At 69.2% G+C, this 22,654-nt stretch carries 17 protein-coding genes; 6 read left to right on the top strand and 11 right to left on the bottom strand.

The window, feature by feature from the left end; all coding sequences use genetic code 11:
• Positions 1 to 8 precede the first annotated feature (8 nt).
• Positions 9 to 1,019 (top strand): LLM class F420-dependent oxidoreductase, encoded by a 1,011-nt coding sequence (locus ACH5AF_RS03885; RefSeq protein ID WP_398899742.1) that lies wholly within the window; start codon positions 9 to 11, stop codon positions 1,017 to 1,019.
• Positions 1,020 to 1,165: 146 nt separating this feature from the next.
• Positions 1,166 to 1,456, top strand: a complete 291-nt coding sequence (locus ACH5AF_RS03880) for a hypothetical protein (RefSeq protein WP_398899741.1) — start codon at positions 1,166 to 1,168, stop codon at positions 1,454 to 1,456.
• Positions 1,457 to 1,952: 496 nt separating this feature from the next.
• Here the strand turns inward: ACH5AF_RS03880 and ACH5AF_RS03875 are convergent, their stop codons facing one another.
• The 3 genes from ACH5AF_RS03875 to ACH5AF_RS03865 are packed head-to-tail and all read right to left on the bottom strand — an operon-like array spanning position 1,953 to position 5,132.
• Positions 1,953 to 3,032, bottom strand: a complete 1,080-nt coding sequence (locus ACH5AF_RS03875) for a prenyltransferase (RefSeq protein ID WP_398899740.1) — start codon at positions 3,030 to 3,032, stop codon at positions 1,953 to 1,955.
• Positions 3,029 to 3,769 (bottom strand): class I SAM-dependent methyltransferase, encoded by a 741-nt coding sequence (locus ACH5AF_RS03870; RefSeq protein ID WP_398899739.1) that lies wholly within the window; start codon positions 3,767 to 3,769, stop codon positions 3,029 to 3,031. The genes ACH5AF_RS03875 and ACH5AF_RS03870 overlap by 4 nt, the downstream gene beginning before the upstream one ends.
• Before the next feature lie 43 nt (positions 3,770 to 3,812).
• Complete coding sequence (locus ACH5AF_RS03865; RefSeq protein ID WP_398899738.1) at positions 3,813 to 5,132, bottom strand: glycosyltransferase family 4 protein; 1,320 nt, start codon at positions 5,130 to 5,132, stop codon at positions 3,813 to 3,815.
• Positions 5,133 to 5,329: 197 nt separating this feature from the next.
• Here ACH5AF_RS03865 and ACH5AF_RS03860 point away from each other — a divergent pair, with 197 nt between their 5' ends.
• Positions 5,330 to 5,983 carry a TetR family transcriptional regulator gene (locus ACH5AF_RS03860; RefSeq protein ID WP_398899737.1) on the top strand — a complete coding sequence of 218 codons (654 nt, stop codon included), beginning with the start codon at positions 5,330 to 5,332 and terminating at the stop codon, positions 5,981 to 5,983.
• A gap of 8 nt (positions 5,984 to 5,991) precedes the next feature.
• On the opposite strand, the gene ACH5AF_RS03855 is transcribed toward ACH5AF_RS03860, so the two are convergent.
• The 3 genes from ACH5AF_RS03855 to ACH5AF_RS03845 form a co-directional block, all read right to left on the bottom strand.
• A complete protein-coding gene (locus ACH5AF_RS03855; RefSeq protein ID WP_398899736.1) occupies positions 5,992 to 6,516 on the bottom strand; it encodes a hypothetical protein in 525 nt (174 codons plus the stop codon).
• Between the two features lie 473 nt (positions 6,517 to 6,989).
• Positions 6,990 to 7,223, bottom strand: coding sequence for a ferredoxin (locus tag ACH5AF_RS03850; RefSeq protein WP_398899735.1), 234 nt, complete (start codon positions 7,221 to 7,223; stop codon positions 6,990 to 6,992).
• Positions 7,216 to 8,685, bottom strand: coding sequence for an aldehyde dehydrogenase (locus ACH5AF_RS03845; protein WP_398899734.1), 1,470 nt, complete (start codon positions 8,683 to 8,685; stop codon positions 7,216 to 7,218). Before ACH5AF_RS03845 ends, ACH5AF_RS03850 begins: the two co-directional genes overlap by 8 nt.
• A 514-nt stretch (positions 8,686 to 9,199) precedes the next feature.
• On the opposite strand from ACH5AF_RS03845, the gene ACH5AF_RS03840 reads away from it, so the two are divergent.
• Positions 9,200 to 10,234, top strand: coding sequence for an MBL fold metallo-hydrolase (locus tag ACH5AF_RS03840; RefSeq protein WP_398899733.1), 1,035 nt, complete (start codon positions 9,200 to 9,202; stop codon positions 10,232 to 10,234).
• Positions 10,235 to 10,373: 139 nt separating this feature from the next.
• Here ACH5AF_RS03840 and ACH5AF_RS03835 read toward each other — a convergent pair whose 3' ends face one another.
• Positions 10,374 to 10,829, bottom strand: coding sequence for a nuclear transport factor 2 family protein (locus tag ACH5AF_RS03835; protein ID WP_398899732.1), 456 nt, complete (start codon positions 10,827 to 10,829; stop codon positions 10,374 to 10,376).
• Positions 10,830 to 10,878: 49 nt separating this feature from the next.
• Complete coding sequence (locus ACH5AF_RS03830; RefSeq protein ID WP_398899731.1) at positions 10,879 to 12,048, bottom strand: steroid 3-ketoacyl-CoA thiolase; 1,170 nt, start codon at positions 12,046 to 12,048, stop codon at positions 10,879 to 10,881.
• A gap of 256 nt (positions 12,049 to 12,304) precedes the next feature.
• On the opposite strand from ACH5AF_RS03830, the gene ACH5AF_RS03825 reads away from it, so the two are divergent.
• The gene (locus ACH5AF_RS03825; RefSeq protein WP_398899795.1) at positions 12,305 to 13,549 is read left to right on the top strand and encodes a cytochrome P450; all 1,245 of its coding nucleotides are present in this window, start codon (positions 12,305 to 12,307) and stop codon (positions 13,547 to 13,549) included.
• Positions 13,550 to 13,741: 192 nt separating this feature from the next.
• On the opposite strand, the gene ACH5AF_RS03820 is transcribed toward ACH5AF_RS03825, so the two are convergent.
• Together ACH5AF_RS03820 and ACH5AF_RS03815 are read right to left on the bottom strand one after the other, a co-directional pair.
• Entirely contained in the window at positions 13,742 to 14,212 is a 471-nt protein-coding gene (locus tag ACH5AF_RS03820) for an NUDIX domain-containing protein (RefSeq protein ID WP_398899730.1), read from the bottom strand.
• A gap of 2 nt (positions 14,213 to 14,214) precedes the next feature.
• Complete coding sequence (locus ACH5AF_RS03815; protein WP_398899794.1) at positions 14,215 to 14,934, bottom strand: XRE family transcriptional regulator; 720 nt, start codon at positions 14,932 to 14,934, stop codon at positions 14,215 to 14,217.
• A 282-nt stretch (positions 14,935 to 15,216) separates the two neighbouring features.
• On the opposite strand from ACH5AF_RS03815, the gene ACH5AF_RS03810 reads away from it, so the two are divergent.
• Positions 15,217 to 15,459, top strand: a complete 243-nt coding sequence (locus tag ACH5AF_RS03810) for a hypothetical protein (protein WP_398899729.1) — start codon at positions 15,217 to 15,219, stop codon at positions 15,457 to 15,459.
• A gap of 761 nt (positions 15,460 to 16,220) precedes the next feature.
• Here the strand turns inward: ACH5AF_RS03810 and ACH5AF_RS03805 are convergent.
• Positions 16,221 to 22,649, bottom strand: a complete 6,429-nt coding sequence (locus ACH5AF_RS03805) for a polymorphic toxin-type HINT domain-containing protein (RefSeq protein WP_398899728.1) — start codon at positions 22,647 to 22,649, stop codon at positions 16,221 to 16,223.
• Positions 22,650 to 22,654: the final 5 nt, after the last annotated feature.

Raw genomic sequence — 22,654 nt, 5'->3', positions numbered from 1 at the left:
CGGCGCACATGCGACTCGGACTCGCCCTCGGCTACTGGGGCCGCAGACCCGACCCGGCCCATCTCGAACTGGCCCGGGAGGCCGAGCGGCTCGGCTACGACTCCGTGTGGACGGCCGAGGCATGGGGGTCGGACGCGTTCACGCCGCTCGCCTGGATCGCCGCGCACACCTCCCGTATCCGGCTGGGCACGGCCGTCGCGCAGATGGCCGCACGCAGCCCGACGGCGACGGCGATGCACGCGCTGACGCTCGACCACCTGTCCGGCGGGCGGATGATGCTGGGGCTCGGCCTGTCGGGGCCGCAGGTGGTGGAGGGCTGGTACGGGCGCCCGTTCCCGGCGAGCCCGCTGACCGCGACGCGTGAGTACGTGGACGTCGTCCGCCAAGTCCTCGCCCGCGAGGGGCCCGTGGAGCTCGCGGGACGGTTCCACTCCCATCCGTACGCGGGACCGGACGGTACGGGCACGGGCAAACCCCTCAAGCCGATCACGCATCCGCTGCGTGCCGACCTGCCGGTGCTGCTGGGCGCGGAGGGGCCGAAGAACATCGCGCAGACGACGCGCATCGCCGACGGCTGGCTGCCGCTGTACTGGTCGCCGCTGCGGACGGACGTCCACGCCGCGTCACTGGCTTCTCTGCCCGAGGGCTTCACCGTCGCGCCGATGGCACGGGCCCGCGTCTGCGACGACGTCGCCGAGGGGCTGCTGCCCGTGAAGGCGATGCTCGGCTTCTACATCGGCGGCATGGGCCACGCGGCCCGTAACTTCCACGCGGACCTGATGGCACGGATGGGCTTCGAGGAGGAGGCCCGCACCGTGCAGGAGCTGTTCCTCGCGGGGCGCCGTGAGGAGGCGGTCCTGGCCGTGCCGGACGCCTTCGTGGACGAGATCTCACTCGTCGGACCGCGGGAACGGATCGCGGAACGGCTGGAGCTGTGGCGCAAGGGGCCGGTGACGGACCTGCTGGTGACGGCCCCCGACCCCGGGACACTGCGGGTACTCGCGGAGCTGAACGCCTAGGATCACCCCGCCGAGCAGGGCCACGGCCCGCGGCCACTTGGGCCACCGGGGCCACCGGGGCCACCGAACGGTCCGGGGGTCCCCGTACGAGTTTCACGCATGCACAAAACGGGTTTCACGCATGCACAAACGGCAAGACGCTCGTCATGACAACACTCGCGAGAAACACCGCAGCGGCGGCGCGCATCGTTGTCGTCGTCGCGAACGTCGTGGCCTTCATCATCGGCCTGTGGATCCTGTTGTACCTGCTGGAGGCCAACCGCGCGAATGACCTCGTGGAGTTCGTCCGCGAGGCGGCGCGGTGGCTGGCCGGCTGGTCGCACGACCTGTTCACCTTCGACAAGGAATGGGCGAGGGTGGTGGCGGGCTACGGCCTGGCGGCGGTGGTGTACCTGTTCCTCGGCCACGCGGTGGCGGGAGCGCTGCGGCGGCGCTAGCGGTAGCCCCTTGCGGGGGCGTTTTCCCCAACCCGCCCTCCCCTTACGGCCTGGCGGCCGTGGGCGGTACCCCCGTCCCGAACCGGGGCTCCGCCCCAGGCCACGGTACCGTGCTCCGAGCGGTGTCTTTCGGGGGCTCCGCCCCCGCACCCCCGCGCCTCAAACGTCGGCGGGGCTGGTTTGCGCGAAGCGCCCGTTGGGGCTCCGCCCCAAGCCCCCGGCGGGGCCGATTTCGCGGAGCAAAATCCAGCCCGTCCGGGGCACTCCCCCTGGCTTGGCCGGGGGACCCCCACCCACGGCCGCCAGGCCGTAACGAGAGCTTGAGGACGCCGCGCGCAGCGCGGTACCGGGGCCTGGGGTGCAGGCCCAGTTTCGGGATGGGGGTACCGCCCACGGCCGCCAGGAAAGGGGGCTTGAGGACACCGCGCGCAGCGCGGTACCGGGGCATGGGGCGGAGCCCCATTCGGGATCGGGCGGGGTGGGGGACAACCCCCGGTCACAGCAGCCCGCAGCAGTCCCCCGCCAACCCCCTCGGCAGGCGCTCCCCGCCGAACACCGCCGTCGTCGCCTCGTCGCCCCCCAGCGCGGCCACCGCCAGCAGCAGTGAGCCCGCCGTCCACGTGGTCAGTTCCTCCGGCCACATCGCGCGCTCGCCCTCGAAGACGAAGCCCGTCCAGTACATGCCGCCCTCGGCGCGCAGGTGCTGGACGGACTGGAGGATCTCCAGCGCGCGGTCGGACTCGCCCATCGCCCACAGCGCCAGCGCCAGTTCGCAGCTCTCGCCGCCCGTCACCCACGGGTTCGGCAGGACGCAGCGCACGCCGAGGCCGGGCACCACGAAGTCGTCCCAGCGGGCGTCGATACGGGCCTTGGCCTCCGCGCCGGTGACCGCTCCGCCGAGGACCGGGTAGTACCAGTCCATCGAGTAGCGGTCCTTGTCGAGGAAGCGCTCGGGGTGGTGGCGGATGGCGTGGGCCAGCGCGCCGGCCGCGAGTTCCCAGTCCGGCTGGGGCTCCTCCAGCTCCTCCGCTATGGCGAGGGCGCAGCGCAGCGCGTGGTGGATCGACGAACTGCCGGTCAGCAGCGCGTCGTTCACCGCCGTGCCGTCCGTCTCCCGCTTCCAGCCGATCTGGCCGCCCTGCTGCTGGAGTCCGAGCACGAACTCGACCGCGGCGAACACCACCGGCCACATGCGGTCGAGGAACGCCTCGTCGCCCGTGCTCAGATAGTGGTGCCAGACGCCGACGGCGAGGTACGCGCAGAAGTTGCTCTCGCGGCCCCGGTCGGTCACGGCGCCCGCGTCGCCGTCGTGGTAGGCGGCGTACCAGGAGCCGTCGTCGTTCTGGTGGCGGGCCAGCCAGGCGTAGGCACGGGCCGCCGCCTCGTGCTCGCCCGCCGCGTCCAGCGCCATCGCGGCCTCGGTGTGGTCCCAAGGGTCCAGGTGGTGGCCCCGGAACCACGGGATCGCGCCGTCCTCGCGCTGTACGGCGAGGATGCCGGCGACGGTCTCCGCGGCCTGCTCCTCGGTCAGGACCCCGGGCAGGACGAGGTGCTCGGTCCTCCGCGAGGTCGTCACGCCTCGACCTTGGGCTGGTGCGGCTTGGTCGCGTACGCCACGAAGCTCTTGCCGACGACCGGGTTGAGGAGCTGCTCCGCGAGCCGGGTCGCGAGCGGCTTCTTCATGATGTCCCAGACCAGCAGCTTGTGGTACGCCCGCACGGGCAGCGCTGCGTCGTCACCGTCCCTGCCCACTCCGAAGGCGCACTTGAGCCACCAGTACGGCGAGTGCAGCGCGTGCGCATGGTGGGTGCCGTACGGCTTGAGGCCCGCCTCCCGCATTTTGGCGAGCAGTTCGTCGGCCTTGTAGATGCGGATGTGCCCGCCCTCGACCTCGTGGTACGCGTCACTGAGCGCCCAGCAGATCTTCTCCGGGCCGTAGCGCGGCACGGTGACGGCGATCCGGCCGCCGGGCCGAAGTACCCGGACCATCTCGGCGAGCACGCCCTTGTCGTCGGGGATGTGCTCCATCACCTCGGAGATGATGACGACGTCGAACGACTCGTCGGGGAACGGCAGGTTGAGCGCGTCGCCCTCCATCGCGGTGGCCGTGGCGCCCTCGGGGACCTCGCCCGCCTCCTTCATCGCGGCGAACCACTTGGCGACCTCGCGGATCTCCTCGCCGTTCTGGTCCAGGGCCACGACCTGCGCACCGCGCCGGTAACACTCGAACGCGTGCCGGCCTGCGCCACAGCCCAGGTCGAGCACGCGGTCGCCCGGGGCGAGCGGAAAGCGGGAGAAGTCGACGGTCAGCACGGGGGTCTGCCTTCCTGGGGGCGGAGCTGGGGGTGCGGGGGAATCAGGAGGTACGGGTACGGACGGGGGCCGGGGACGCCGCGATGGCCTCCCGGTAGCGCTCGGCCGTGCCGATCGCGGCCTGCTTCCAGGTGAACCGGGCGAGCACCCGGGCCCGGCCGGCCGCACCGAGCCGGGCCCGCAGGTCCGGGTCGCCGAGGAGGCGGCGCAGCGCGGCGGCCAGGGCCTCGGCGTCGCCGGGCGGGACGGCCAGGCACGTCTCGCCGTCGGGGCCGGCGACCTCGGGGATCGCACCGCCCGTGGTGGCGACGAGCGGGGTGCCGGTGGCCATGGCCTCTGCGGCGGGCAGCGAGAAGCCCTCGTACAGGGACGGCACGCAGGCGATCTGGGCGCTGCGCACCAGGTCGACGAGTTCGGCGTCCGTGATGCCCTTGACGAACCGGATGGCGTCCTTCAATCCGTAGCGCTCGATCAGCTGGGCGACCGGGCCGTCCTCGGCGCGCTTGCCGACGACGACGAGGTGGGCGTCCTCGTTCTCGGTGCGGAGTTTCGCCAGGGCCTCGACGAGGTGGACGAGTCCCTTGAGGGGCACGTCGGCGCTGGAGGTGGTGACGATCCGGCCGGGGACCTCGGCGACCGCGGGATTCGGCGAGAACAGGTCGGTGTCGGCGCCGATGTGGACGACATGGATCCGGTCGCTGCGTACGCCGAGGTGGTCGGTGATCTCCTGCCGTGAGGAGCCCGAGACGGTGAGCACGGACGGCAGCCGCCGTGCGACGCGCTTCTGCATGCGGGTGAAGGCGTACCAGCGGCGTACCGAGGCGCGGCGCTTGAAGTCGGCCGCGGCGTCCAGATCCAGCTGCCGGTCGACGGTGATCGGGTGGTGGATCGTGGTGACGAGCGGCGCCCCGAGGTCGCCGAGGAGTCCGTAGCCGAGCGTCTGGTTGTCGTGGACGACGTCGAACTCGCCATGGCGGGCGCGCAGGTGGCGGCGCGCGCGCAGGGAGAAGGTCAGGGGCTCGGGGAAGCCGCCGGTCCACATGGTGGCGACCTCGACGGCGTCTATCCAGTCGCGGTACTCGTCGCGCCCGGGCGTGCGGAACGGGTCGGGCTGGCGGTACAGGTCGAGGCTGGGGAGCTCGGTGAGCGGCACGCCCTCGTCGAGGACCGGGTAGGGCTGGGCGCCTATGACCTCGACGTGGTGACCGAGGCGGGCGAGCTCGCGCGACAGATGGCGGACGTAGACGCCCTGGCCGCCGCAGAACGGGTTCCCCTTGTAGGTCAGGAGCGCGATGCGCAGCGGGGAGTCGCCGTCACCGGACGTGCCCGCACGGGGGCCGACCTCTATGGCCTCTGCGGTCACCCACGGCCCCCTTCTCACTGGTTTCGCCGGAGCGTAATCGTTCGCGCTAATCTAGAACAAGTTTCAGAGTTGATCGTTCGAGGAGCTTCGAATCTACCGGCAGGTAGCGCAACTGTGACCGGCGGATCAGGTGATTCGCGCCACGACGGCCGCCCTGCCATGCTGTGCGATCCGGACTTGTGCATGGAACGGGACATATGACAGCGGAAGCCAAGCAGGCGGTGCCTGTGTCACCGGCCCTGACCGAGCGCCAGGAGGCGCGCCGCCGTCGCATCCTGCACGCCAGCGCCCAGCTGGCCGGCAGGGGCGGTTTCGACGCGGTGCAGATGCGGGAGGTCGCGGAGGCGGCCGGCGTCGCGCTCGGCACGCTCTACCGCTACTTCCCCTCCAAGATCCATCTGCTGGTCGCGACGATGCAGGACCAGCTGGAGCACCTGCACACCACCCTGCGCAAGCGCCCGCCGGGCGGCGAGGGCGCGGCGGAGCGGGTGGCCGAGACCCTGATGCGGGCGTTCCGGGCGCTCCAGCGCGAGCCGCACCTCGCGGACGCGATGGTACGGGCGCTGACGTTCGCGGACCGCAGCGTGAGCCCGGAGGTGGACACGGTCTCGCGGCAGACGACGGCGATCATCCTGGACGCGATGGGGCTGGAGCATCCGACGCCCGAGCAGCTGTCGGCGGTGCGGGTGATCGAGCACACGTGGCACTCCGCGCTGATCACCTGGCTGTCGGGACGGGCGTCCATCGCCCAGGTGAAGATCGACATCGAGACGGTGTGCCGGCTGATCGACCTGACGGCGCCGCCGACTGCCGAGCCGGCCGCGCCCGCGAGGGGACGCGGCCGCGCGTAGCCGGTGCCCTACGACTTCATGTTCTTCGCCAGCTCCTCGTTGATCGCCTTCTCGCACTCGGCGCTGTTGTTCGCGGCGCCGAAGGTGATCACCAGGAACGTGTCGGCCCGGCCGTGGGAGCTCGCCGTCAAGGTCCAGCCGCTCTTGTGCACGGACGTGATGACCGACCCCTTCTCCTTGCGTTCCCGAGCCTGCTTCCAGCCGCCCTTCTTCAGGGTCACCAGCGTCGCGTCGTAGGACTCTTCCGGGTCGGCGGCCTTCTTGACATCCGCGTGCCAGGAGACCGCGCACTTTCTGAGGGAAGGCGGGAGACCCTCCGACGGCTCCTCGGTGAAGCCTGCCGCCGTGGCCGCGTCCGCGATCTCCTTGGCTACCGCGGCGGCGTCCAGGCTCCCGCCCGCTTCCGCCGGAGCGGCGGACGAACCGGAGCGTGGCGTCCCGGACTTGTCGTCCTTCGCGTCGCTCTCGGCGCTGCATCCCGCCACCAGCAGCACAACACCGACGGCCGCGGCCGCCCACCTCGCCTTGCGCACAAGTCCCCCGCTTCACACCGACGCACGGGTCCCTGCCCGCCCGATCAGGGGGACAGTTTGGCACGGATGTTCGCGCGGGCATTCGCACAGGTTGACTCCGGGCGGAGGGAGGGGCGGTGGAGCGACCGTGGAGGCTCCCGCTCCCCCGCCCCGCTCGCCGGCCGCCCGCTGCCGCTGGCACTCGCTCCCTCTGCCCCGGCCGGCTGCAGAGCCACCGGCCAACAGGCAGAGGGCAGGCAGACACGGAGCCGCAGCGAGGACGCAGCAGCAACAGCGTAGGCGGCAGCGGGAGCGCGGGCGGGGGCGGCAGCGACGCCAGCACCGGCGGCCGGCAGCCAAAGGAGGGAGCAGCAGAAGGGGGCGGGCGGCGGAGCCGGATGCGGGGCCAGGCCCTGTCCGGGCGATCCTGTCGGGCCTGGGAACCCCATACATCTGACGCCGCGGGCCGATCTCGAAACTCGCCCGGACAGGGCCTATTCCTCGGGCGGGAAGACCGGCTCCCCGCTCGCCAGCAGGGTGATCACGATCGCCTCGACGGGGCAGTTCTCCGCCGCGGCGAGGATCTTCTCGTCGGCGTCCGCGACATCGGCCTGCGGGCGCGACTGCCGCGCCGCATCCAGCCGGAAGCCGTCCGGGGCGTGGCCCACGCACATGCCCGAGCCGATGCACACGCCCCGGTCGACCTCGACGTGCCAGCGGTCACCCACGGGCCTGCCCTTCCCACGACGCGGGCAGGTGGATCATCTTGTGCTCCAAGTACGCGCCGTACCCCTCGGGCCCGAACTCTCGCCCGAGGCCCGAGTTCTTGTAGCCGCCGAACGGGCCGAGCATGTCGAGGCTGAAGGTGTTGACGTTGTACGTGCCCGTCCTGACGCGGCGCGCGAAGTCGATGCCGTGCTCGACGTCGGCGGTCCACACGCTGCCGCTGAGCCCGTACTCGGAGTCGTTCGCGATCGCGGCGGCCTCGTCCTCGTCCCCGTACGGCAACAGGCAGATGACCGGGCCGAAGATCTCCTCGCGGGCGATGCGCATGGAGTTGTCGACGCCGCCGAAGAGGGTCGGCTCCACGTACCAGCCGCGGTCCAGGTGGGCCGGGCGGCCGCCGCCGGTGAGGACCTTGGCGCCCTCCTCCTGACCGATGCGGATGTAGTCGAGCGAGCGCCGCTGCTGGCGTTCGGCAACCAGTGGCCCGACCTGGGTGGCCGGGTCCAGCGGGTCGCCGACGACGAGTTCGCGGGCCGCGGCGGTGAAGGCCTCGGCGATCTCGTCGTACCGGCTGCGTGGCGCGAGGATCCGGGTCTGGGCCACGCAGGCCTGACCGTTGTTCATCCAGGCGGCCGGGACGATCCCGGCGACCGCGCCCGGCAGGTCGGCGTCGGGCAGGATCACGGCCGCCGACTTGCCGCCCAGTTCGAGGGTGACGCGCGTGAGGTTGCGGGCGGCGACCTCCATCACGCGCCGGCCGGCCGGGACCGAGCCGGTGAAGGAGACCTTGTCGACGCCGGGGTGCCCGACCAGGTACTCGCTGACCTCGCGGTCCGCGGGAAGGATCGACAGCACGCCCTCGGGCAGCCCGGCCTCCTGCGCGATCTCGCCGAGGATGTACGCGTCGAGCGGCGACTCGGGCGAGGGCTTGAGGACCGCGGTGCAGCCCGCGAGCAGCGCCGGGCCGAGTTTGGCCGCGGCGGTGAACTGCGGGACGTTCCACGGGACGACGGCCGCGACGACCCCGACGGGCTCGCGGCGCACCAGCACCGGGCCGAGGACCCCGTCGCGGTGCTCCTCGTGGGCGAAGCCGCGGGCGACCGATATCGCGGCGTCCCACACCATCATGGCGCCGAGGGCCTGGGCGAGGACGCTCCAGGAGTAGGGGGAGCCGTTCTGCGCGCTGATGCAGCGGGCGATCTCCTCGTGCCGCACGGCGACGGCGTCCTTGATCCGGCCGACGACCTCGACGCGTTCGCCCAGCGTCATCCGTGGCCAGGGTCCTTCGTCGAAGGCACGGCGCGCGGCGGCGACGGCCCGGTCGACGTCCGCGCGCGAGGCGTGCGGGACCCGGCCGATGACCTCCTCGGTGTGCGGGGACACGACGTCGATCGTGTCGTCCCCGATGGGATCGGCCGACCGGCCGCCGATGAAGAGGTGTCCGTACTCCTGGAACTCGGTCATGAGCGCTGCCTCCGCTGGGCCGGCATCATCTGACGCTGTTTCAGAACTGATACCAGTTCCCGTTCCAGGAGTCCACGGATCCTCCCGGTCACCGGCCACGACGCCGGCCCGGCAGCACCTCGTCCGGTCCGGCCTCCGGCGCCGCATACAGCAGGTTCTCCCCGGAACGTGCCGTACGGTACCGGCGCGTCCTGCCCCACGAGCCCGATCCGCACCCGGTGCTCCGCGCGGCCGCCGGCCCGCACGTCCCGTCCCTCGTCCCGCCCCCCACACAGGACGCGCCCCGCGTCGGGACCGGAGAACCGCCCGCCGTCCATCAGGATCCCGGTGCGGCCCGCGCGCCCGGCCGACCGACCCGACCGGCGGCCCCGGACCGGCGGAACCCCTCCTGGACCAGTGCCCCTCCCGGACCGGTGACCATCCGAAAGCGGTAGACCCGAGCAACCATAAGAACTGGTTCTCGTTATAGTCGTAGACGGCCAACGGCCCTGCGGCGGACGGGAGATGACGCTCCATGACGCGAGTGACCGACCACGGAGGGGGCGTACGGTCCATCCGCGTCCCGATTCCCGACAATCCCCTGGGCCACACCGTGGTTCATCTCCTTGACACCGATCGGGGGCCGGTCCTCATCGACACCGGTTGGGACGACCCCTCCTCCTGGCGCACACTCACCGAGGGGCTGCACGCCTGCGGCACCTCGGCCACCGAGATCCACGGCGTCGTCGTCACCCATCACCACCCCGATCACCACGGTCTGTCCGGGCGGATCCGCGAGGAGTCCGGGGCGTGGATCGCGATGCACGCCGCCGACGCCGCCGTCGTCCGCCGCACCCGGGAAGCGGAACCGGACCTGTGGCTCGGCTATCTGACCGACAAGCTGGAGCGGGCCGGGGCCCCCGAGGCACATCTGACACCGCTGCGCGCCGCGCGCGCCGCGGGCGGCGGCCGGCTGCCGGGCCTGCACGCCGCCCTGCCCGACCGCGAGATCGTCCCCGGCGAACTGCTCGACCTCGCCGGCCGCCGGCTGCGCGCCGTGTGGACGCCGGGCCACACCCCCGGCCATGTGTGCCTGCACCTGGAGGAGGAGCACCCGGCCCGTCGCCCGGGGCACGGCCGGCTCTTCTCCGGCGACCATCTGCTGCCCGGCATCACCCCGCACATCGGGCTGTACGAGGACCCGGACGACGACACCGTCACCGATCCCCTTGGCGACTATCTCGACTCCCTCGAACGCGTCGGCCGACTCGGTGTCGCCGAGGTGCTCCCCGCCCACCAGCACGCGTTCACCGGCGCCGTGGACCGGGTCCGGGAACTGCTCGCCCACCACGAGGAGCGGCTCGCCGGGTTGCTCCGGCTGCTGTCCCGGCCGCTCACGCCCTGGCAGGTCGCGGAGCGGATGGTGTGGAACAGGCCCTGGGCCGACATCCCGTACGGCTCGCGCACCATCGCGGTCTCCGAGGCGGAGTCCCATCTGCGGCGGCTGGCGAAGCTGGGCCGGGCCAGGGAGGTGCCCGGCGGCCCGCCCGCCCGGTACGAGGCCGTGTGACAGGCATCCCACGGGCGGCCCGGTGACCGGCCGGCAGAGTGGCGCCCCTCGTCATCATTGCCCGTACGGGACCCGGCAGGGCCCCACAGGTGTCTGCCTGCGAGGACACACCCCTGTCAAATGGCCCGCGCGCAGCCCCTCACCCGCTGAGCACGGGCGGCTCGCCCGTGGTCCACACGGCCCGGACGTCCATGCGGCTGAACCGCCAGCCGCCGGACGTGCGCCGCAGCTCCGCGTCGAAGACACCGCCCACGGTGAACAGGGGACTCGCCCCTTCACCGCGTTCCCGCAGGGTCGAGTCGTGATGGATGTGCACCATCAGCGCGTTCCACGAGGCGGTCGCCGCATCCCCGTCGCCTCCGACGTCGACCAGGACGTCGGAGGCCATGTGCTGGGTCCGGGCGAACCGGCCGATGGCGACCTCGGTGTGCCGTACGGCGTCGCCGCCTTCGGCGTCACCGACCGGGGTCGTGGTCCGCACGTCGTCCGTGAAGTAGTCGTCCGCCCATCCCTCCGCGAACTCCCGTGTGTCCAAGGCGCGGAAGAGGCGGCTGACGAGCGCGCTGATGTCGTGGTGATCCCTCTGCGTGGTCATGCCGGCAAGCCTGCTGTCTCAAGCTCGCTTGAGGTCAAGGCGCGCGGGCTCAGAGCCGCTGGATGATCGTCCCGGTCGCCTGCGCGCCGCCCGCGCACATCGTGATCAGCGCGAACTCCTTGTCCCGCCGTTCCAGTTCGTGCAGCGCGGTGGTGATCAGCCGTCCGCCCGTCGCGCCGACCGGGTGGCCGAGCGCGATGCCCCCGCCATTGACGTTCACCTTCTCCAGGTCCTGGTCGAAGACCCGGGTCCAGCTCAGCACCACGGCCGCGAACGCCTCGTTGATCTCGACGAGGTCGATGTCCCCGAGCGACATGCCCGCCTTGCCGAGCACCGCCCGTGTGGCGTCGATCGGGCCGTCGAGGTGGAAGTGCGGGTCGGCCCCGACGAGGGCCTGCGCGACGATCCGCGCGCGGGGCCTCAGTTTCAGTGCCCGTGCCATCCGCTTCGACGCCCACAGGACGGCGGCGGCGCCGTCGGAGATCTGCGAGGAGTTGCCGGCCGTGTGCACGGCGTTCGGCATGACCGGTTTCAACCCGGCCAGCGCCTCCATCGACGTGTCGCGCAGCCCTTCGTCGCGGTCGACGAGCCGCCACATGCCCTGGCCGGCGGCCTGCTCCTCCTCGGTCGTGGGCACCTGCACGGCGAACGTCTCGCGTTTGAACCGCTCCTCGCTCCAGGCGCTCGCCGCCCGTTCCTGGGACACCAGGCCGAGCGCGTCCACGTTCTCGCGGGTCAGCCCACGGCGCCGCGCGATCCGCTCGGCGGCGTGGAACTGGTTGGGCAGGTCGACGTTCCACTCGTCGGGGAAGGGCTTGCCGGGACCGTGCTTGGACCCACTGCCGAGCGGCACGCGGGACATGGCCTCCACGCCGCAGCCGATGCCGATGTCGATGACGCCGGACGCGATCATGTTGGCGACCATGTGGTTCGCCTGCTGCGAGGAGCCGCACTGGCAGTCGACGGTCGTCGCGGCCGTCTCGCACGGCAGGCCCATGGCCAGCCAGGCGGTGCGCGCGGGGTTCATGGACTGTTCCCCGGCGTGGGTGACCGTGCCGCCGACGATCTGCTCGACGCAGTCGGCGGGGATGCCGGTGCGGCCGATGAGTTCGCGGTAGGTCTCGCCGAGCAGATAGGCCGGGTGAAGATTGGCGAGGAGTCCTCCCCGCTTGCCGATGGGAGTGCGTACGGCTTCGACGATGACGGGTTCCGCGGCCATGAGCTCGTCCTCTCCTCGCGCGGCCTCCGGGCGTCCCGGCGCCCTCCGGGCCGAACTCACGAACTGATACGCGTTCTAGTTCCCTCTGGAGTCTTATGAGTATTACCGCCGGTACGCAAGGGTCTTGCACGCCCCCACTCCACCCTTTCCGGGCAACTGCTCCCTCCATGACCCTTGCCACTTGTAGAACTCGTTACTACCTTTCGGACACCTCCTGATGGCTCGTCAGACCGTCCACCCGAACGCGGAGCTGCCGATGTCCTGCCCCCATCTGCCCGACGGGTTCGACTTCACCGACCCCGACCTCCTCCAGGCCCGTGTCCCCCACCCGGAGTTCGCCGAGATGCGGCGCACCGCGCCGGTCTGGTGGTGCACCCAGCCGGCCGGCGTCTCCGGCTTCGACGACGAGGGGTACTGGGCCGTCACCCGGCACGCGGACGTCAAGCACGTCTCCACGCACCCCGAGCTGTTCTCGTCGAACACCAACACAGCGGTCATCCGCTTCAACGAATCGATCAGCCGTGACCAGATCGAGGTCCAGAAGCTGATCATGCTGAACATGGACCCGCCTGAGCACACGCGCGTCCGCCAGATCGTCCAGCGCGGCTTCACCCCGCGCGCGGTGCGCTCACTGGAGGAAGCGCTGCGCCGCCGGGCCCGCTCGATAGTCGAGTCCGCGCTCGCCACCGCCGCCGACGACGGCAGCTTCGACTTCGTGACGAACATCGCCGTCGAGCTGCCGCTCCAGGCCATCGCCGAACTCATCGGCGCCCCGCAGGCCGACCGTGCCAAGATCTTCGACTGGTCCAACAAGATGGCCGCGTACGACGACCCCGAGTACGCGATCACGCAGGAGGTCGGCACCGAGGCGGCGATGGAGATCGTCTCGTACGCGATGAACCTTGCGGCGGCGCGCAAGGAGTGCCCGGCGAAGGACATCGTCAGCCAACTGGTCGCCGCCGAGGGCCAAGGGAACCTGTCCTCCGACGAGTTCGGCTTCTTCGTGATCCTGCTCGCGGTGGCCGGGAACGAGACGACGCGCAACGCGATCAGCCACGGCATGCACGCGTTCCTGACCCACCCGGACCAGTGGGAGCTGTACAAGCGCGAGCGCCCGTCGACGGCGGCTGAGGAGATCGTGCGCTGGGCGACCCCGGTGGTCTCCTTCCAGCGCACGGCGACCCAGGACGTCGACCTCGGCGGCGCCCGCATCAAGAAGGGCGACCGGGTCGGCCTGTTCTACTCCTCCGCCAACAACGATCCCGAGGTCTTCGACACCCCGGACCGCTTCGACATCACCCGCGACCCCAATCCGCACCTGGGCTTCGGCGGCGGGGGCCCGCACTTCTGCCTGGGCAAGTCGCTGGCGGTGATGGAGATCGACCTGATCTTCCAGGCGATAGCCGACACCCTCCCCGGCCTCCACCTGGCGGGCGCCCCCCGCCGGCTGCGCTCGGCGTGGCTGAACGGCATCAAGGAGCTGCGGGTGCGGGTGGCTTGAGCACGGGCCCCGCTACCAGCTGACCCGTGGAAGGTGGCGGTCCATTGAGTTCGGTCGAGGTGATGTCGACTTGACCACCGGTGCCGCGAACGTACCTACCTTTCGCAGGTCAAGCGCGGTGCTGGTCCGATGAAGTGCGTGGGTGTCCGTGGTTGTGCGGGCTTGTTGCCGTCGCTACTGCCGTCAGGCGGTTCAGCCCAGGTACGGCTTCTCGCGCTGTTCCAGGAAGTGCTGGAGCCGGAGCCGTTGGGTGCGGTGCATCAGCAACTGCTCGATCTCTTCTGGGGGCACGAACCGTAGTTCGGTGGACTCGTCGGAGATCTCCAGCCGGCCGCCGGTGATGCGGGCGGTGAAGCAGACGTTGAACTGCCGCCGGACCTCGCCGTCGGTGTAGGCGATGATGTGTTTCGGATCGGTGTAGGTGCCGACCAGGCCAGTGATCTCGACGTCGAGGCCGGTCTCTTCCTTGACTTCGCGGACGGCCGTGCCGGGCAGGGAGTCGGTGAGGTCCATGCCGCCACCGGGCAGTGCCCACAGGTCGTTGTCGCGGCGGCGCTGGAGGAGAATGCGCCCGTGGTCGTCGGTGACGACGGCGGAGGCGGCGACGACCATGCTGTTCGGCTTGGGCGCGTTCGGGTCGTCGTAGTACTCGGTGCGGGCCACGGTCAGCCTTCCTCTCGTACGGGGGTTGCCGTCGTCCACACGGCGTCGAAGCTCTCGGAGTAGGTGTCGAAAATGCGGCTCTCCTGGTGACGGCGAAGATGCCATACGGGGGCGGCGTACGCGTTGACGCTCCAGACATGGGCGTTGACGAGTTGCTGGTCGTCGGCGCGATAGAGGGAGTTGTATAGCGTGGTGCCGTGGATGCGGACTTCGATGCCGGGAATGCCGACGAGCGGCCTGTAGTGCATGAGCGCGAGGCGGCAGCGGGATTCGATGCCGTGGCCGAACCGCTCCTCCCGACCACGGGCTTGGACGTTGTCACTGTCGGCGTCTCCGATCGCGATGCGGACGGTGCGTCCTTCGGCGGCGCGTTCGGTGAGGAGTTCGTTCAGCCGCGGATACGCCTCGTGGAGGAAGACGGCCGCGTAGACGAGGATGTCGATCCGTTCCCGGGCCTGCGCCATCAGGTCGGTGAACGCCGAAACGGGGATGTCGGCCCGCTGCTCGTAGAGCGCCACCAACTCAGGGCTGATGGCGCGGGCAGGGCGGGCTTGGCGGAGCGCCGGCCAGAGTGCGTGCACGTCTTCTCCCAGGGCTTTGGCCGCCTGCAAGGCTGTGGCATGACGTGGGATGCGCCCCAGGTTCACCCAGCGCTCGACCGACTTGGGATCGACCTCGACCTGCTGGGCGAGGGTGGCGTACGTCCAGCCTCCGGCTGCCATGACGGCTCGTAGTCTCTCGTTCGGCACGAGTCTCCCCCTTGGTCTCGGGACGGCACCAGGGACGTTCTACATGGTGCAGGACGTCCCGGAGTGGGGTTTGGTGGAGGTTCCTTCGTCCTGGCGACCGGCGTGAGGATCGGTGCCGACCCTGCGGCACCGACAGGCCCAGGGGCACGGATTCACGCCGCCGAGGAGCCTCAACGTGCCAGTGAGCGCCACACGATGTGTTCCCGCCCTGCGACTGGATGCCCGGTCGCGGACCGCCTGTCCGGGGTGGTCACGATGACGGACGGCAACCCTGACACGGGCCAGCACACCGTTTCGCCCGGTGTGGGCGACGTGATGGTCGACCGGCGGAACGGCCGCGTTGGCGTGGTGATGGGGCATGTGGGGCCGTACGTGCAGCTTCGGCCGCCGCGCGGTGGCCGGGAGTGGGACGTGCCGCCCGAGGACGTACGTCCGCCGACCCCGGCCGAGGAGTTGAGCGCCAAGGTGGCCGTGGCCAACCGGAGGTGGGGACGGTGACCCCTCGCTCCGTCCTGCGCTACGAGACCTGGACTCTGCAGCCCGACCGCGAGCCGGACGCGGAGCCGGTGCGACGCCGTTGACACCCTCAGCACCGCGCTCGACGGTCCTGCTGGCCACGAGCCGACCCGCGACGAAGGCAACGACCCGCCACTGTGCGGAGCCATCGTCCGCTGACGTTGCCGTCGACTATGCCGTCACCCCATGCAGAAGCCCCATCAGGACGCATCTGACGGGGCTTCAATTTTGCAGTTCGGAATCGCGCAGGAAGGCCGGCATCCCCCAGCGGAACGACGCCCTCACGCCGCATGCGAGAAACTGGCGAGACCGCCGAATAGAGCGTCGCCCGTTCCTGCGAGTGTCAAGAAGCTACTTACCTTCTCCCCTCAGCAAGATCTGAACCTTTGACGGAAATTGCGGATCATCCACCATTACTGAGCAGATCACAGAGCCACGGAATCCCACGAATTGCATTCGGGCGTATTCGTTCGGGTCGTGCAATACGAGCCACCCGGACGGACATGGGAGTGACACCTCAAAGAGGTTCGCAGGAAGCACCACAGGCGGAGTCGACTTCCATACCTCGCATTCGACAGGGCCATCGACACTGGCCTGGACGCCGAAGATGAGTGAACTGCCCTCTCGATACCAGCTGCTTGACGCCGGGTCCCAGTCGCTGATGTCGTCGCCACTTCCCGCATCCCGCAAGATCAGGCATCCGTGCTCGATTTTTGCCAGGAATGCAACCACAGGGCTATTAGCTACCATTCCTTCTTGCTCTTTCCTTGTGAAAGTTGTGAGACGACCCCACCCTGCCGCCTAGCGCAGGGCAGACAGTGAGGATACGCCGTCTGAGGAGATCCGGGAGCGACGAGACTAGATGGCGGCTGGTGATCTGGAATCCAGTCCCCGTCCTTGGTGCCGGGGGTCGTGGCATCGCAAGTGTGGCAGCCGTGCTTATTTCCGGATTCATTGATCAGATCTCGAACGCCATCTGCTTCAATGTCCCCGTTCTCCAGGCCTACTCCCTCTCGGGCATTCGGACCAGCACCCAGCGTCAGATCGCACTTCTGACCTGGCGTTGCATTATGAACGAGTACCGGTGTCTCGCCCGCCAGCACATAGTACGTGTGCAGGTCACTGACGGTCAGGTTGTGAACCGCTGCCGACTGGGCCGTCCACCGTTCGATCGCCGAGATCTGGACGTGTGTGCCGGCGCTGGTACGGAGCCACTGGCCCCTCTTCAGATCCGTGGCGTCCAGCCACTCGCCCAGCTCAGGCACCCAGAACGGGTGGCCCACAGTCGCCGTGACCGTCGCCGTCTTGGTTCCCCTGTCGCCATCCGTGTCGATCGTGACCTTGACCAGGTGCTTGACGCCCTTGCCCTTGATCTCGGCAGTGACCGTCTCGACCTTGGTGTCGCCCGTCTCCGGGTCGGTGGCCAGGACCTTGTCGCCGTTCTTGACGTCCTTGATCGGCTTGGTGGAGCCGTCTGCCATCAGAACCAGCGTGCCCGGCGTGAAGCTGTTGTCGGTCGAACAGCTGCCGCCATCGCCGCTGTCTCTGTCCGCTGCCTTCGGCTCTGCAGTCTTCTTGGGCTGAGAGCCCGCTGACTTCTTCGCCGGCGCGTTGTTCTGAGACTTCCGTGCAGTGGCCTTCTGTGTCTTCTGTACAGCGTTTCCTGTTTTCTGTGCCGTCTTTTTTGCGGCTCTGGTCGCTGCCTCCTGCGCCTGCTTGGCTAGTTGCGCGGCCTTCTCGGCCGCCGCCTTCTTCGCCGCTGCGGCCTTCCGGGCGGCTTCCCTCGCCGCCTTGGCCATCTCGATGATCTTGCGGGCCTTCTCCTTGGCCTTGATCCAGGCGTTGATCGCTCCCGCGATCTTGTTTGCCGCGCTGACGATCGCAGGAATCTTGGCGATCTTGGCGGCCGGAATCGCCTGAAGGAACAGGCTTCCGCAGGCCCATAGGTCGCCACGAGAGAAGCAGCCAACGATGGAATCCCAGCCGATGAACTCCTTGAGCACCGCCCAGCCGACACTCAGGATGATGTCGCCAATGGACAGGCTCAGCTGCTGCTTCGCCCAGGCCTCGGATCCCTCCGCGCCGCCGTAGTAGCTGTCGCCCACGCCGCCGCCGTCCGACGCCAGACCCGTCGGGTCGGCGAAGGTGACCGGGTTGTTCTCGCAGTACACGTACCCGTTCATCTGGACCGGGTCGGCCAGGTCCAGGACCGGGTCCGCCGAGATGAACCGTCCCGTGGACGGGTCGTATTCTCGCGCTCCCAGGTGGACCAGGCCGGTGGCACTGTCCTCGTCGCCCCCGATGAACCCCCGAGCGGAACGCCAGGTGGCGTGCTCGGACCGCTTCACGCCGAACGGGTCCAGCTTGTTGAACTTCACTGCGTTGCCGGCGCCGAGCTTCACGTTGACGTACGCGGTGCCGGTCTGGTCCGACACCTGCATCGACAGTTCCGCGGCCCCCGTTCCCTGAACATGCCGCATCACGGTCGGTGCGCCGGGCTGGGCGTAGTAGCGCTCGCTGTAGGAATGCGCGCCGTTCACGCCGATCGAGACCGTGGTGTCCCCGAGGTAGAGGATCCGCTCACTCGAAGTGAGTGCCATCAAGCGCTCGCCACCGGGTCCGTAGACGTAGGTGGTCTCGTTGGCCGGCTTCCAGGACTGGACCGCGCCGCTCGTGTCGCAGGCAGACAGCACAAGGTCGGTGCCGTTCGCGGGAGTCGCTCCCGGCACGGCCAGACACTTGCCCGATGTCACGTGCTTGAGCTTGTTGCCCGCCGCCACGGCACTCCAGTGCTGGGCGTCTGCGCCCGTGCAGTCCGCGATCACGACCGCGGTGCCGTCAGCCGTACCGCCGTCCTTGGGCACGGCACACTTGCCGAGTACCTTCAGCGCGCCCTTGGACGAGTCCGTGACCGAGAATGCCTCGATCCGGAACTTCTGGGCTCGCGATCCGTTGCACGTAAACAGTTGCAGCGCCGTCCCGGGGGCCGTGGAGGCCAAGGACAGATCGAGGCACTTACCGTCAACACCGGTCCACGCGCCGGCGCCCCTGTCGCCGAAGCCTGTGACCTTTTCGACCTTGCCGTCCCAGGTCCACGACAGTGACTGCTCGTCGCCGCCGTCGACACGGGACACCATGTTGCCGGCGTCGTCGTAGGTGCGCGTCGAAGCCTCAGTGACCCGCGCCCCCTTGTCCGTCGTGTACTCCGAGGTCATTCCGGTCAGTGTGTGCGGCTGCTTTCCGGCGTCGCCGTACGTGTACGTCGTCTTCGTGTCGTTGACCGGGTCAGCCTCGGTGACCGGCGGGGTGGACGCACTCGCGTCGTGGTCGACGAGCTTCATGCGATGGTCGGCCATCTCGGTGCGGTTACCGAGTTCGTCGTACCGGTACTCCTTGTGGTAGCCATCGGCCGCCGCCCCCAGCGTCACCGACATGGGCGCGCCCGCTGCGTCAGAGGCGCACTCCTTGTCGTCGGAGGTCCACGCCCTGGTCAGCTGTCCCAGCACGTCGTAACGGAAGCACTGCCGATCGGTGATCGCGTTGGCAGTGTCCTCGATCTTCGTGACGTTGCCGGCCGGGTCGTACGCGTAGGAGCGGGCGTTCACACGGTGGCCCGGGCCTCCCGTCGGAACGTCTGTGTGCTCGCGGTCGACAATGCTCTCCGTGAGTTCCCCGGTCCGCTCGTCGAACAGGTTGGTGGTCCAGACCCGGTTCGGGTGCTCTCCGCTGACGACGCGCAGCACTTCGCCGTAGACGCTGTAGTTGGTCTCGGCGGTGTACCAGTCGAGGCCCGATGTCGAGATCGGCAGCCCGTCGTCGTTGTAGCGAGTGATCACCTTTTCTGCGCCCAGCGCACCCGCGGTCGGCAGCGAGACCGACTTCGGCAGCCCCATCTCGCTGTACTCGTACGAGTACTGGTAGGTCGCGTCCAGGCCGTAGAGCGTCGCAACCGTCTGAGGCAGCGTGACCTTCTTGCCGGTCGGCTGGTAGTCCTTCGTGTAGCCCGTGATCGTGGTGCTGTAGCCGAGGCCATCGGTGTAGCGGGTTGTCGAGGCGGGCAGGCCGAGTCCGCCGACGACGGTGTCATAGGTGTTCGAGGTCAGCAGGGTGCCGGTGGAGGAGGCGAGGCGCTGCTCGGTCGGACGCGACAGTTTGTCGTACCCGTTCCACACCGTGATCTTCTGTGCGCCCTCTCGGTCGCTCGTGCTGGTGACCGGACGGTTCAGTGCGTCGTAGGTGGTGGAGGTCGTCCCCGTGTCGGGGTCCGTGGCAGAGGTCTGCCGACCACGGGCGTCATAGGTCCAGGACCAGGTGTTGCCCTTGGTGTCCGTGGCCTTGACCTGGTTTCCGCGCCTGTCGTACTCGTAGATCGTCTTGCGCGGCGTGGCGGTCCTTGCGGCGTCCGTGTACGTGTCCACTCGTACGGTCCGGCCGAGGGCGTCGCTCCACGTACGCTGAGAGGTGGCGCCGGTCGGATTGATGACGGTGGAGTAGTCGAAGCCGTACTCGTAGCGAGTCGCCTTCTCGTCTCTGGTCGAGCCGCCTTCGTACGGGGTTTCCGCCAGCACTCGACCCGCGCCGTCGTATTTGTAGAGCGTCGCGTTGGGAACGTTGAAGTCCGAGGCGACTTCGTACATCACCGGCTGTGGCTCACCGGCGGCGTAATAGGCATTGTTGGTGCGCTCGATAGTGCCGTTGGCGCTGTAGATGATGTCGGTAATCAAACGCCCTTTACCGACCGCCGGTTGCTGCCGCTGGCGCTCACGGCCCAGCCCGTCGTAGAAGACGACCGAGTCGGTGTACTTACCGTTGTCGTCGAGCGTCGAGGTCACCACGGAGACCGGCTCTCCGGGGGTGGTGTTGTACTCCATCCTGATCGAAGCGGCCTCGCTCGTGGACTGCGAGGTCCGCCAGCCGGCCGTTGTCCTGCCCAGCGCGTCGTACGCGAAGGACGTTGTCCGGCCGTTGGCGTCGGTCTCCTTGAGCGTGGTCCCGCGGCCCGGCTCGATCTCCGACGACTGAGTGTGGTTGAGCGCGTTGGTGGTGGTGATCTTGTACACCTGGCCGGTAGCCGGGGTGTACGCGGTGGTGGACGCGTTGCCTGCCGCGTCCGTGGCAGATGTCGGACGGCCGTAGCTGTCGTACTGGACGGTGCCGCTCTGCGTCCAGCTGCCGCCGGAACCGCTGATGTCCCACGTCGTGGTGGCGAGTCCCAACACCGGATCCGCGCCGAACACACCCTCGTCGTAGGCGACCCGGGAACCGGATATCCAGTCGGCCGCCGTCGCGCCCGCTGCTTCCGCGCAGGTACCCGCGGTGGTCAGCGTCTCCTTCGCCAGGCCGATGAGGTGCTTGCCGGTGTTGTGCACGTACGACATCACCGAGCAGGACTCGTCCCCGGACCTGTCAGTGTCTCCGAGGCTCTCCACCTTGGTGGGCAAGCCGTACGTGGGCTCATAGGTGGTGTTGGTGCGCAGGCTGCGCCAGTTACGGGTGTCGTCGCCCCGCGTACCGGACGAGCGCGTGGTCGTGATGCTGTGGCTGTCCTGGACGCGGTACGCCTTCAGCGCGGGGATGCCGCCGGTGCGCGTGCGGGTGGCCAGCACTGTCGCCTGAGGGTAGTCGACGGAACGGGACACCAGGTTCCCGTTGTAGCCGTCATACGTGAGCGTTTCCGCGACACGTCCCTGGAATGCGAGCTGATCCTCGGCGATCACGGCTCCGTCGTGGTCGCGCACCGTGATGTCGCGACTGATGCCCCCAGGCAGGGGGTCACCGTGCATGCCTCGGAAGTAGCGCGTCTCGGACATGGAGCGCTTGGTGCCTTGGTGCGGGTCGTCCGAGTCCGCGCCCGTGATCGTGCGGACCAGCCCGTAGCCACGCCACTGGTCGTACGTCCGGGTCTTCTCCTTGGAGAATTCGGCCTGGTTCAGCGCCCAAGCAGCGTCTCCAGCCTCTGCGTACTCGTAGGACGTCGTGGTGCCCGGCACACCCTTGACCGCGGGCAACTCCTGGACGTGGTCGACGATGTACTTGTTGAACCAGTCGATGGACTCGTCGGCCTTGTCGGGATCAGGATGCCAATGGGCCGGGAAGCACAGGCCGCTGTTCTTCTCCACGGCCGGGAAGCCGCTCCCGCTCGCACACGCGCCGACCGGCTCGCGGTAGTCGACGAAGGTCTCGCCGCCGTACTCGTTGATGACGCGCTCGATGCGCAGCCGGTCGAACGTGGGGTTCGGATCGCTGGCCCCCTCCTTGACGCGGTTGGGCATACGGACGGTGTTGGCGACGAAGGTCACCGGACGCAGGCGGATGCTCTCGCCCGAAGGTCCGTAGCCCCGGCGGGTGATGGACTCCAGCCATAGTGCGGTGCCCTCGTCGGTCCGCTCCGCGGGCAGCGACTGCGTGAGCGTCCAGGAGTCCACCTCCTTGAGCGCCGTCGAGCCCTCCACCCGCTGGGCATAGGTGGTGACCTGGTTCAGGCGGATGCGCGACCAAAACGAGGGCACCGGGACGTAGCACTCCTTCCCTACCGCGCCCGAGCAGTAGAGGTCCGCCGGAGTGTCGTACCAGATGCGGTTCTTCGCGAAGTCGCCCGAGGTGAAGTTCGCTTCCGAGCACGCGATGCCGTCCTCGACGAAGCAGCGCTCGTCGACGCCGAAGGCGACACGGGAGAGCGGAGCGGCATCGAACAGGGTGCTTTCGCGCTGCCCGTAGTCGATCCGAGTCAAGTAGCCGCCGCGGTCGTACTCTTGGGGGCTTTTGAATTTGAGGTTCTGCGCGAAGTAGTTGGCCTCCTTCTTCCACCACAGGGACATGGCGCTGCCACTGGGATCCACGACATAGTCCAGGTTCCAGCGCCAGGCCTGCTTGCAGAAGGAGTCGGCGAACGCGGTCTTGTAGCAGGGTTCGCCGGCCTGGTTGCCGGCGACCGGAACGCTGAAGACCGAGTTGGTGAGAGGGTCGTCGGGGTCGACGCTGTTCTCGCTCCAGCCGGGGAGCTTGTGCAGGCCGAAGTAGTACTGGATGCCGTCACGGGTGGTGACGCGCCAGTATTCGCCGTTGTCGTCGCCGTTGCCGAGGGAGGTGTCCGTCAGCAGCTCGACCCGCGAGCCGTCTCCATTGGCGGTGAGCCACTTGTTGGACTCCGGAGATGCACCGTCGGGGAGCACCAGCT

The sequence above is a fragment of the Streptomyces sp. NPDC018833 genome, assembly GCF_044390825.1.
In the GTDB taxonomy this organism is placed as follows: domain Bacteria; phylum Actinomycetota; class Actinomycetes; order Streptomycetales; family Streptomycetaceae; genus Streptomyces.
This window is presented reverse-complemented; position numbering and strand designations above follow the sequence as displayed.

Coding starts and splice junctions, on each gene's coding strand:
- ACH5AF_RS03860 (WP_398899737.1), top strand. CDS start 5,330: ATGACAGCGGAAGCCAAGCAGGCGGTGCCTGTGTCACCGGCCCTGACC.
- ACH5AF_RS03845 (WP_398899734.1), bottom strand. CDS start 8,685: ATGACCGAGTTCCAGGAGTACGGACACCTCTTCATCGGCGGCCGGTCG.
- ACH5AF_RS03815 (WP_398899794.1), bottom strand. CDS start 14,934: ATGGCAGCCGGAGGCTGGACGTACGCCACCCTCGCCCAGCAGGTCGAG.
- ACH5AF_RS03880 (WP_398899741.1), top strand. CDS start 1,166: ATGACAACACTCGCGAGAAACACCGCAGCGGCGGCGCGCATCGTTGTC.
- ACH5AF_RS03840 (WP_398899733.1), top strand. CDS start 9,200: ATGACGCGAGTGACCGACCACGGAGGGGGCGTACGGTCCATCCGCGTC.
- ACH5AF_RS03830 (WP_398899731.1), bottom strand. CDS start 12,048: ATGGCCGCGGAACCCGTCATCGTCGAAGCCGTACGCACTCCCATCGGC.
- ACH5AF_RS03810 (WP_398899729.1), top strand. CDS start 15,217: ATGACGGACGGCAACCCTGACACGGGCCAGCACACCGTTTCGCCCGGT.
- ACH5AF_RS03835 (WP_398899732.1), bottom strand. CDS start 10,829: ATGACCACGCAGAGGGATCACCACGACATCAGCGCGCTCGTCAGCCGC.
- ACH5AF_RS03825 (WP_398899795.1), top strand. CDS start 12,305: ATGTCCTGCCCCCATCTGCCCGACGGGTTCGACTTCACCGACCCCGAC.
- ACH5AF_RS03885 (WP_398899742.1), top strand. CDS start 9: ATGCGACTCGGACTCGCCCTCGGCTACTGGGGCCGCAGACCCGACCCG.